Source organism: uncultured Limimaricola sp., assembly GCF_964022235.1.
Taxonomy (GTDB): Bacteria; Pseudomonadota; Alphaproteobacteria; order Rhodobacterales; family Rhodobacteraceae; genus Limimaricola.
The window spans coordinates 26,557-37,387 of the sequence record NZ_CAXHZL010000010.1 but is presented as its reverse complement, the minus strand read 5'-3'; the positions used below and the strand labels follow the sequence as shown (position 1 = coordinate 37,387).

The 10,831-nt window shown below is 67.9% G+C and carries 10 protein-coding genes; 5 read left to right on the top strand and 5 right to left on the bottom strand.

The genetic code is table 11. The features are described from left to right. Positions 1-89 precede the first annotated feature (89 nt). Complete coding sequence (gene gltX, locus AADJ02_RS12915) at positions 90-1,409, bottom strand: glutamate--tRNA ligase (protein ID WP_341213425.1); 1,320 nt, start codon at positions 1,407-1,409, stop codon at positions 90-92. Between the two features lie 62 nt (positions 1,410-1,471). On the opposite strand from gltX, the gene AADJ02_RS12910 reads away from it, so the two are divergent. Both AADJ02_RS12910 and AADJ02_RS12905 read left to right on the top strand, forming a co-directional pair. Beyond that, positions 1,472-1,891 carry a metallopeptidase family protein gene (locus tag AADJ02_RS12910; protein WP_341213424.1) on the top strand — a complete coding sequence of 140 codons (420 nt, stop codon included), beginning with the start codon at positions 1,472-1,474 and terminating at the stop codon, positions 1,889-1,891. A gap of 85 nt (positions 1,892-1,976) precedes the next feature. Beyond that, the gene (locus tag AADJ02_RS12905; RefSeq protein ID WP_341213423.1) at positions 1,977-2,906 is read left to right on the top strand and encodes an MBL fold metallo-hydrolase; all 930 of its coding nucleotides are present in this window, start codon (positions 1,977-1,979) and stop codon (positions 2,904-2,906) included. Here AADJ02_RS12905 and AADJ02_RS12900 read toward each other — a convergent pair whose 3' ends face one another. Together AADJ02_RS12900 and AADJ02_RS12895 are read right to left on the bottom strand one after the other, a co-directional pair. After that, on the bottom strand, positions 2,907-4,358 hold the full coding sequence (locus AADJ02_RS12900) for an MFS transporter (protein ID WP_341213422.1): 1,452 nt from the start codon (positions 4,356-4,358) through the stop codon (positions 2,907-2,909). It lies immediately after the preceding gene. Between the two features lie 25 nt (positions 4,359-4,383). After that, positions 4,384-4,812 carry a DUF1801 domain-containing protein gene (locus AADJ02_RS12895; RefSeq protein ID WP_341213421.1) on the bottom strand — a complete coding sequence of 143 codons (429 nt, stop codon included), beginning with the start codon at positions 4,810-4,812 and terminating at the stop codon, positions 4,384-4,386. Between the two features lie 259 nt (positions 4,813-5,071). Between AADJ02_RS12895 and AADJ02_RS12890 the strand changes: the two genes are divergently transcribed. Continuing rightward, positions 5,072-6,739, top strand: a complete 1,668-nt coding sequence (locus tag AADJ02_RS12890) for a 2-isopropylmalate synthase (RefSeq protein ID WP_341213420.1) — start codon at positions 5,072-5,074, stop codon at positions 6,737-6,739. Positions 6,740-6,743: 4 nt separating this feature from the next. Here the strand turns inward: AADJ02_RS12890 and AADJ02_RS12885 are convergent, their stop codons facing one another. Together AADJ02_RS12885 and AADJ02_RS12880 are read right to left on the bottom strand one after the other, a co-directional pair. Then, positions 6,744-7,409, bottom strand: coding sequence for an SDR family NAD(P)-dependent oxidoreductase (locus AADJ02_RS12885; protein ID WP_341213419.1), 666 nt, complete (start codon positions 7,407-7,409; stop codon positions 6,744-6,746). Next, positions 7,399-8,112: an SDR family oxidoreductase gene (locus AADJ02_RS12880; RefSeq protein ID WP_341213418.1), complete on the bottom strand. Its 714-nt coding sequence runs from the start codon at positions 8,110-8,112 to the stop codon at positions 7,399-7,401. Before AADJ02_RS12880 ends, AADJ02_RS12885 begins: the two co-directional genes overlap by 11 nt. A gap of 92 nt (positions 8,113-8,204) precedes the next feature. Here AADJ02_RS12880 and AADJ02_RS12875 point away from each other — a divergent pair, with 92 nt between their 5' ends. Continuing rightward, on the top strand, positions 8,205-9,005 hold the full coding sequence (locus tag AADJ02_RS12875; RefSeq protein WP_341213417.1) for a glutathione S-transferase family protein: 801 nt from the start codon (positions 8,205-8,207) through the stop codon (positions 9,003-9,005). A 192-nt stretch (positions 9,006-9,197) separates the two neighbouring features. Then, positions 9,198-10,781: a 2-isopropylmalate synthase gene (locus tag AADJ02_RS12870; protein ID WP_341213416.1), complete on the top strand. Its 1,584-nt coding sequence runs from the start codon at positions 9,198-9,200 to the stop codon at positions 10,779-10,781. The last annotated feature ends 50 nt before the right edge of the window (positions 10,782-10,831 follow it).

Below are 10,831 nucleotides of genomic sequence, written 5' to 3'. Positions count from 1 at the left end.
TTCCGTCTCCCGCCAATCAGAGGCGGGAGATATGGCGGCGCGTCGCGGGGTCCAGTGCCCAAGGGCCCGGACCCTGCGTTGCAAAGACGTCAGACCTGCGGCTTGACCTGCATCAGCGCCATGACGTCGGCCATCTCGGGACCGTGGTCCATGCCGGTGACGGCGCGGCGCAGCGGCAGGAACAGGCCCTTGCCCTTGCGGCCCGTCTCGGCCTTGACCGCATCGGTCCAGCTCTTCCAGGTCTCGGGGCCGTAGGGCGCATCGCCCAGCATCCCCAGCGCCTGTGACACGAACTCGGTATCCTCCGGCTCGGCGCGGCCCGCGCGGCCGTCGCGGAACACGGCCCACCATTCGGCAATCGTGGCGCGGGTCTTCAGGTTCTCGCGCACCACGGCCCAGAAGGGTTCGGCCAGAGCGTCGGGCACGCCTGCGGCGGCCACGTCACCGGCGACTTCCGACAGGGGCTGCAGCGACAGCCAGCGCGCGGTCAGCGGCGCGAGGTCGTCGGGGTCGAACTTGGTCGGCGAGGCACCGAAGGTGGCGATGTCGAAGCCGTCGATCACCTCCTGCGGGGTCTGGCGCAGTTCAACCGGCTGCGAGGAGCCAAGGCGCGCCATCAGGCTCAGGATCGCCATCGGCTCGATGCCCGCGGCCTTGAGGTCGCGCAAGGACAGCGTGCCCAGACGCTTGGACAGCGCCTCGCCCTGCGGGCCGGTGAGCAGGCTGTGATGCGCGAAGCGCGGCGGCTCATAGCCCAACGCGCGGATGATCTGGATCTGCGTCGCGGTGTTGGTCACGTGGTCCGAGCCGCGCACCACGTCGGTGATGCCCATTTCGGCATCGTCGACCGAGGAGGCGAAGGTGTAGAGCACCTGCCCGCTTTCCTTGATCAGCACCGGGTCCGACACGCTCGCCGCGTCGATCGAGATCGGCCCGAGGATGCCGTCCTCCCACTCGATCCGCTCGCGGTCGAGCTTGAAGCGCCAGTGGCTGCCGCGCTCGGCGCGCAGGCGGTCCTTCTCGGCATCCGACAGATCAAGGGCGGCGCGGTCGTAGACCGGCGGCTTGCCCATGTTGAGCTGTTTCTTGCGCTTGAGATCGAGCTCAGTCGGGGTCTCGAAGCACTCGTAGAGCCGCCCGTCGGCGATCAGCTTCTCGCGCGCCGCCGTGTAGCGCTCCATGCGCTCGGACTGATGCTCGACGCGGTCGAAGGTGAGCCCGAGCCAGTCGAGCGCCTCGAGAATGCCGTCGACGTACTCGGGTTTGGAGCGTTCGAGATCGGTGTCGTCGATACGCAGGATGAACGTCCCGCCCTGTTGCCGCGCGATGGCATGGTTGAACAGCGCGGCGCGCAGGTTGCCGATGTGCAGCCAACCGGTGGGGGACGGGGCGAAACGGGTCGTTGTCATGGGGCTCTCCTGTTCGCCAAGGCCTCTTTCACAGGTGGGCCGTTTTGTCCATATCGGGGGCCATGGACAGCACATCAGACCCCTTCGCCAGCAGCCCCCTCGCGCCCTCTCTCGACGAGATGGAGGCGATCGCGCGCCATGTCGTGGCCACCCTGCCCGAGCCGTTCCGCCGCGCCGCCGCCGAGGTGGCGCTGCGGGTCGTCGATTTCGCCCCCGACGACATCCTCGAACAGATGCAGATGGAGCCATTCGAGCTGACCGGGCTTTATGACGGCACGCCGATGACCGAGAAATCGAACTGGGACGTGCCGCACGGGCCGGACGTGGTCTGGCTGTTCCGGCGACCCATCCTCGACGAATGGGCCGAGCGGGGCGACGTGACTGTGGCCGAGATGGTGGCGCATGTGACGGTGCACGAGTTCGCCCATCACTTCGGCTGGTCCGACGACGACATCGCCGCGATCGACCAATGGTGGCTATGACGCACGGCGGTTGTGCGCGAATACGCTAGGCGTGAGCCCGGCGCGAGCTATTCTCTGGGGCGACACAGCCCAGAGGAGACACGACATGTCCCATTCAATCAGCCGCCGCGCGGCGCTTTTGGCCGGTGCGGCGCTGCCGCTCGCCGCAGGCGCGAGCCTGCCCGGCACTGCCACCGCTCAGGCGGCCCAAGGCGACGGGGTCGAGTTTCCGACCCACCGCGCCTTCACGCTGGGCGACGTCAAGGTGACCACCCTGCTCGCCGGCAGCCGCGTGGTGCCCGAGCCGCACAAGATCTTCGGCCTCAACGTCGACGACGAGACCTTCGCGCAGGTCAGCGAAGAGAACTTCATCCCCTCCGACGAGGCGCGGTTCTTCTTCAACCCGGTGCTGGTCGAGGCGGGCGAGAACCTGATCCTCGTCGACACCGGCAACGACGCGGCGGGCATCACCGCGGCACTGGAAGCGGCCGGAAAATCGCCCGAGGACATCACCCACGTGGTGCTGACCCACATGCATGGCGATCATATCGGCGGGCTGATGACCGAAGCCGGGGAGCGAACCTTTGCCAACGCCTCGCACCACGCGGGCCGGGTCGAATTCGACCATTGGGCGGCGCAGGGCAACGAGGGTTTCGAGGCCAAGGTGCGCCCGCTCGAGGCCGAACTGCAGTTCCTAGAGGACGGCGATCAGGTCGGCCCGCTCACCGCGATGGATGCCTTTGGTCACACGCCGGGTCATCTCGTCTTCACCGTGACCGGGAGCGAGGGCGAGCTTTTGCTGATGGCTGACACCGCCAACCACTATGTCTGGTCGGTGGGCGAGCCCGATTGGCATGTGAGCTTTGATTCGGACAAGGAAATGGCGGTCGAGACGCGCCGCCGGGTGCTGTCGATGGCGGCCGAGCGCAAGATGCCGGTGATCGGCTACCACATGCCTTTCCCCGGCGCGGGCTATGTCATGGCGGTGGACGACGGCTTTGCCTGGGTGCCACACAGCTACCAGCTGACGCTTTGATCACTCCGCCGGGGCGGGATCGGGCTTGCCGCCCGACCCCTGCCCCGGCACGAGGCGCGGCTCGGGCAGACGCCAGACGAGCAGCGCCACGGCGACGAAGGCGGCCGCGTTGAACCACAGCGCGGCCGTCAGCGCGCCGGGATAGCCGCCGCCCGCCCGAAGCATCCCGAAGAACAGCTGTCCCATCACCGCCACGCCCAGTGCGCCGCCCACCTGCTGAAAGCTTTGCAGCGCGCCCGAGCCCGCGCCGGTGTCGCGGTCGGCGACATTGGCCAGCACCGTCTGGAACAGCGGTGACACGGCGGTGCCAAGGCCGAGCCCCGCCAGCGCCAATGGCCCGATGAAGGCGATGCGCGACAGCGCCTCCCCCTCGCCCGGCAGCACCAGCCGCAGCACCGTCACCCCGACGACGAGCAGCACCGCCCCTACCGTGATCCTCTGGCGCGGCCAGCGGGTGCCCAAGCGACCCGACAGGATCGACGCGCCCAGCACGCCGAGCGAGAACGGCATGGTGGTGACGCCGGATTCCAGCGGCGTCAGCCCGTAGCCCACCTGCAGGAAGATCGCGAAGACGAGAAAAAAGCCCGGAATGCCCGCGAAGAGCAGCGTGGCGAGCACCGAACCAGTGACATAGTCGGCATTGGCCAGAAGGCTTGCCGGGATCAGCTGCGGCGCACCGCGACGCGCCTGATTGCGCTGCCATGCCACGAAGGCCACGCTCATGGGCAGCGCCGAGGCCATCATCGCGAAGATCCACGCGGGCCAGCCGAGTTGCCGCCCCTCGATCAGCGGGAACAGCAAGAGCATCAGCCCGATCCCCGCCAGAGCCATGCCGACCAGATCGAGGCGCAGCGCCTTGTCGCCGGGGATCTTCGGCACGTAGCGCATGGCACCTGCCACCGCGATCACGCCGACGGGGATGTTGACCAGAAAGATCGGCCGCCAATCGAGCCCGGCGATGTCGGCGCCGATGAGAAAGCCGCCCAGCACCGGACCGGTGACGCTCGCCAGACCCGCCGAGAGGCCGAACAACGCGAAGGCCGCGCCGCGTTCGCGGGGCGGAAACAATGCGGGCACCAGCGCCAGCGTCTGCGGCGTCATCATCGCCCCGCCGATGCCTTGCAGAACACGGGCCGCCACGAGGCTGCCGATGCCGGGCGCGAGGCCGCAGAGCGCCGAGGCGATGGTGAATACCGTGACCCCAATCACGAACATGCGCCTGCGCCCCACCACGTCGCCCAAACGGCCCGCGGGCAACAAGAACAGCGCGAAGCTCAGGATATAGGCCGCGACCACCCATTCGATCTGGCTATCGGTGGCGTCGAACGCCGCCTGAAGCGAAGGGATGGCGACGTTGACGATGGTGACGTCGATCAGGTTCATGAAGCCTGCCACGAGCAGCGCCGCCATGGCGATCCAGCGGCCCGGGCGCGGGGTGTCGTTTTCGGTCATGGCGCTCCTTGCAGGCGGGCAGGCCTCAGATCGGATGCACCGGCCAGAACCCCTCCAGCCGGTCGAGGCCATGCCGGATCAGCTCTGCCAGAACGCCGCGATCCACATCGGCGAGCTTGTTGATATACAGGCAGGACTTGCCCAGACGATGCTTGCCCAGCCGGGCGAGGATCGGGTTGGCGTCGTCGTAGCCGGGCATGATGTAGAGCACCAGATGCGCCTTTCGAGGCGAAAACCCGGTGGCGAGAAAACGCCCCGAGCGGCCGCTTTCGTAAACGTAATCATACGAGCCATAGCCGACGATCGACGGTCCCCAGATCTGCGGCACGAAGCCCGACACCTCGCGAAACAGCGCGTCGAGGCTGCGCGCGTCCTCGCGCCGCCGGTCGGGCGTCACCGCGCTCAGGAACTCCTCGACGCTTCGGGCCGTGACTTGGGTCTTGTTGTCGGACATGGGACCTCCGCGGGTCTGATGGGCTCGGGCGACAGTAATCGCCGCCCATTCCCGCGCAAGACGTCACCGCACGAGATGCGACGCCTGCGTCGTCACCTGCCCCGCCCCCGACCTGTGGCCCACAAGCCCCGACACGCAGGGACATTCCCGGGCTGTTGTCTTGACCCCGAGCCACCGCTACTCTGATGCCAAAGCGGAAACAGGGGCCGGTCAAACCGGGCCCGGCGATCGGGGGCAATCGGTCATGTCGGCAAGAGCCATGCGCGCGTTCACTCTCGCGGCAGCAATGGGACTCGCGCAAGCGCCACACGCCTTTGCGCAGGACGTCACCACCAAGCAGTACGAAGACGGTGGCGTCTACGAGGGCACCTTTCTCAATGGCCGCCAGCATGGTCAGGGCAGCTACCGGCTGCCCAACGGCTATGAGTACAAGGGCGAATGGTTCGAAGGCGAGATCCGCGGCGAGGGTCAGGCCACCTTTCCCAACGGCTCGGTCTACGAGGGCCAGTTCGCGCGCGGCAAGCCCGAGGGCGTGGGTCGGATCACCTTTGCCGACGGCGGCAGCTATGAAGGCGAGTGGGAGGACGGCAAGATCACCGGCCGCGGCACCGCCGACTATGCCAACGGCACCCGCTACGAGGGTGAGTTCCGCAACGCCATGCACCATGGCACCGGCAAGCTGACGAGCCCGGACGGCTATGTCTACGAGGGTCAGTTCATCAACGGCGTCAAGGAAGGTGAGGGCAAGATCACCTATCCCGACGGGTCGAGCTACGAGGGCACGCTCAAGGCAGGCGAGCGAGACGGCGAAGGCACGCTCACCATGCCCGACGGGCTGAGCTATACCGGTGGCTGGGTCGATGGGCAGATCGAGGGCGAAGGCCGGCTCGAGCAGCCCAATGGCGACGTTTACGTGGGCCAGTTCGTGGCCGGCAAGCGCGAGGGCACGGGCCGGGTCGAATATGCCAATGGCGATGTCTACGAGGGCGCCTTTCAGGCCGACCGCCGCCATGGTCAGGGCAGCTTCACCGGCACCGACGGCTACCGCTATGTCGGCGCATGGATCGAGGGCCGGATCGAGGGTCAGGGCGAAGTCACCTATCCCGACGGTTCTGTCTACAAGGGCGCTTTCGAGAACGATCTCGCGCATGGCACTGGCAAGATCACCTACCCCGACGGCTCGACCTATGAGGGCGACTGGAAGGAGGGCGTGATCGAGGGCGACGGCGTCGCCACCTATGCCAACGGTCTCGTCTACGAGGGCGCCTTCCTCAACGCGCAGAACCACGGTCGCGGCAAGATGACCTATGCCGACGGCTACAGCTATGAAGGCGATTGGGCCGAAGGGCAGCGCGAGGGTCTGGGCACGGCCACCTATGCCGACGGCACCGTCTACGAGGGCGGATTCGTCGACGGGCAGCGGCATGGCAAGGGCAAGATCACCATGCCCGACGGCTTCGTCTACGAGGGCGACTGGTCGGATGGCGAGATCGAGGGACAGGGCCTCGCGACCTATGCCAACGGCGACACCTACGAAGGCGAGTTCCGCAACGGCCGCAGGCAGGGCAACGGCGTGATGCGCTATGCCACGGGCGAGGTCGAGGACGGCGGCTGGCGCGATGGGGCCTATGTGGGCAACACGCCGGTCACGCCCCCCGGAGCGGCCCCGGCAGATGCGGAAGACGCCGCATCGGAGGCCCCTGTCGTGGGCGGTGCGCCCGACGCCCCGATGCTGGACACGGCCCCCGAGGCGCCCGCGCCGGATGACGCATCGGATGACGTATCAGGCACCGAGGCGGACGATACTGAGACCGAAGAGACCGACGCAGCGACGGCGCCGACGGTCATCGAGGCCGATCCCGAGGCGGCGGAGGTGACGCTGGAAGGGGTCGAGACGCCGGAGGAAGACTCCGGGGCGGACGACTGACGCCTTACCAGGGCACCTCTTCGCCGCGCCAATCGTAGAACCCGCCAGATTGCGCGGGGTCCAGCCCCTCCATCACCCGCAGCAGGTTCTGCGCGGCCTCCTGTGCGGGCACCATCCGGTGCCGCCCGGCATAGGCTGTGGTGAAGGCGGTCTCGACCGTGCCGGGGTGCAGCGCCACGAGGATCGCCTCGCGGTCGTGACGCTCGAGTTCGATCGCCGCGCCGTGCACGATCTGGTTCAGCGCCGCCTTGGACGCGCGGTAGCCGTGCCAGCCGCCGATCGCGTTGTCGCCGATCGAGCCCACCCGCGCCGACAGCACCCCTGCCCGGCCAGCCGGCGCGAGAAGGCGCGCCAGATGCCGCAGGATCAGCCCCGGGCCGATGGCGTTCACCGCGAAGAGCCGGGCCATGGCGGTGGCGTCGATGGCCGAGAGGGATTTCTCCGGGCCCTGCCCTTCGGGCGCGAGAATGCCGATCGCCACGAGGATCGTGTCGAAGGGACCTTCGACGCCGCTCATGACCCGCTCCACCGATGCGGCGTCGGTTACCTCCAGCCCATCCATTTGGCGCGACAGGCGCGTCACCGCGGCGCCGCGCGCCTCCAGCGCCTCGGCCAGCGCAGCACCGATGCCGCCCGTGGCCCCGATCACGAGGGCGCGTTCACTCGGCATAGATCATTTTCCGTGTCATGCCGCCGTCGAGCACTACCTCCTGACCGGTCATGAAGCCCGCCCCCGCCAGCCAGAGCACCGCCTCGGCCACGTCCTCGGGGCGGCCCGCCCGGCCTGCCGGGTGCTGCGCGTGGTCGATTTCGCGCAGATCGTCCCAGCCGGTGGTGACGATCCAACCGGGGGCCAAGGCATTCACCCGGACATCCGGCCCCAGCGACACCGCGAGCGCGTGGGTCAGCGCCGTCAGGCCGCCCTTGGCCGCGGCATAGGCTTCGGTGTTCGGCTCGGACTGGTGCGCCCGGCTCGAGGTGATGTTGACGATGGCGCCGCGCCGCGCGCGCAAAAGCGGCACGCAATGCTTGGTCATCAAGAGCGCGCCAGTGAGGTTGGTGTCGATCCAGGCTTGCCACGCGTCGAGCGCCAGATCCTCGACCGGCCCGGCCTCGGGCCCCGAAAGCCCCGCGTTGTTCACCAGCAGGTCCAGCCCGTCCCAGCCCGTCGCCGCCACGGCGGCCCGCACCGAGGCCTCGTCAGAGACGTCGCCGGTGATGGCGCGCGCCCCCTGAGGCAGACCCTGCAGCGCCTCCGCGTCGCGGTCCATCGCCGCGACCTGCCAGCCGTCCTGCGCCAGACGCTCCACGAGGCCGCGCCCGATTCCCTTGGCGCCGCCGGTGACGAGCGCGCGTTTGATGTTCTGTGTCATGCGCCGCGACCTAGGCGGAACGCCGGTCCGGTCAATCCGTGACGGCACGCGCACCGCGTGGCATCATCGCGCCACGCACAGGAGGAACGCCCATGGCCCGCCCCGTCATCTATCACATCCCCGTCTGCCCGTTTTCGCAGCGGGTCGAGGTCCTGCTGGCGCTCAAGGGGTTGTCCGAGGCGGTCGAGTTCCGGGTCATCGACATCACCCAGCCGCGCCCCGACTGGCTCCTGGAAAAGACCGGCGGCACCACGGCGCTGCCGGTGCTGGAGACAGAAGACGGCGGCATCCTCAAGGAGAGCCTCGTAATCCTGCGCTATGTCGAGGAGCGCTGGGACATGCCCCGCATCGCCCGCGCTGATCCGTTCGAGCGCGGGGTCGAGCGTTTGTTCATCACCCGCGAGGGTCCGTTCGGCATGGCGGGCTATCTCTATGTGATGAACACCGACCCCGCGAAAACCGACGAGAAACGCGAGGCGCTGCTCGGGCATTACCGCTGGCTCGGCGAGATGCTGGAGCGGCACAACCCGGACGGCACATGGCTCTTCGGCCAGTTCGGCCTGCCCGAGATCGTCTATACGCCGCTGATGATGCGGTTCTGGTTTCTGGAGCACTACGAGGGGTTTGCGCTGCCCGACACGCCCGAGTTCGCCCGCGTGGCCCGCTGGCGCGAGGCCTGTCTCGATCACGAGGCGGCCCAGCAGGTCACGCCCGACCAGATCGTGAAGCTCTACTACGACTATGCCGTAGGCGCGGGCAACGGCGCGCTGCCCGAGGGGCGCAGGCGGTCGAGCTTTGCCTTTGAGCCGCATTGGCGCGACCGCCCCATGCCGCCTCGCGACAAGTACGACCGCATCGCCTCGGACGCCGAGTTGGGGCTTCTGACCGCTTAGGGGTTTTCATTGGCAATCCGGGCGATATAGTCCCGCCCATGAGCTGGAACGTCACCCTCTCGTCCCCCGCGGCCCTGCCCGCGCTTCGGACCCTTCTCTTGCTTACTCGCCTCTGAGCGTGCCCATCGGCGCGACCGCTCAGAGGGGATGAACGCGCCGGACAAAGCACCCGGACCCGAGAGGACTTGAGAGATGACCACCACCCCCGACACCCGCCCCGAAAACCGCGTCCTGATTTTCGATACGACGCTGCGCGACGGCGAGCAATCGCCCGGCGCCACCATGACCCATGCCGAAAAGCTGGAGATCGCCGATCTGCTCGACGAAATGGGCGTCGACATCATCGAAGCCGGTTTCCCGATCGCCTCCGAAGGCGACTTCAAGGCGGTGAGCGAAATCGCGCGGCAATCGCGCAACGCCACGATCTGCGGCCTCGCGCGCGCCAACTACAAGGACATCGACCGCTGCTGGGAGGCGGTGAAGCACGCGCGCTCGCCGCGCATCCACACCTTCATCGGCACCTCGCCGCTGCACCGCGCCATCCCGAACCTGACCAAGGACGAAATGGCCCAGCGCATCCACGACACCGTGACCCACGCGCGCAATCTGTGCGACAACGTGCAATGGTCGCCGATGGACGCCACGCGCACCGAGTGGGACTACCTCGCCCGCACGGTCGAGATCGCGATCAAGGCCGGGGCGACAACGATCAACATCCCCGACACGGTGGGCTACACCGCCCCGATGGAGAGCGCCGACCTGATCCGCCGGCTGATCGCCGAGGTGCCGGGCGCGGATGAGATCATCTTTGCGACTCACTGCCACAACGATCTGGGCATGGCGACGGCCAACTCGCTCGCTGCGGTCGAGGGCGGCGCGCGGCAGATCGAGTGCACGATCAACGGTCTGGGCGAGCGCGCGGGCAACACCGCGCTCGAAGAGGTGGTGATGGCGCTGAAGGTGCGCCACGACATCCTGCCGTGGGACACCGGCATCGACACCCGCAAGATCATGAACATCTCGCGCCGCGTCGCCACCGTCTCGGGCTTTCCGGTGCAGTTCAACAAGGCGATTGTCGGCAAGAACGCCTTCGCGCATGAGAGCGGCATCCATCAGGACGGGATGCTCAAGAACGCCGAGACCTTCGAGATCATGCGCCCCGAGGACGTGGGCCTCGCGGGCACCTCGCTGCCGCTGGGCAAGCATTCGGGCCGCGCGGCGCTGCGCTCCAAGCTCAAGGAGCTGGGCTTCGAGATGGCCGACAACCAGCTCAACGACACCTTCGTGCGGTTCAAGGATCTGGCCGACCGCAAAAAGGAGGTCTACGACGACGACCTGATCGCGCTGGTGCGCCAGAACGAGGCGGTCTCGGACCGGGTGCGGCTGAAATCGCTGAAGGTGGTCTGCGGTACCGAAGGGCCGCAGCACGCGGCAATGACCCTGACCATCGACGACGAGGAGAAATCGGTCGATGCCACGGGCGACGGACCGGTTGATGCCACCTTCAACGCGATCAAGGCGCTGTTCCCGCACGAAGCGCGGCTGCAACTCTACCAGGTGGCCGCCGTAACCGAAGGGACGGATGCGCAGGCGACCGTTTCGGTCCGGCTCGAGGAGGACGGGCGGATCGCGACCGGCCAGTCCGCCGATACCGACACCGTCGTGGCCAGTGCCAAGGCCTATATCAACGCCGTGAACCGGCTGCTGGTGCGGCGCGAGCAGACAGGGCCCGGCGCCGACATGAAGGGCGTGGGCTACATGGACGCGAGCGAGTGACAACCAGGGGTGGCATGGCGCGCGCTGTGCCGCCCCCACAAGCGTCGATT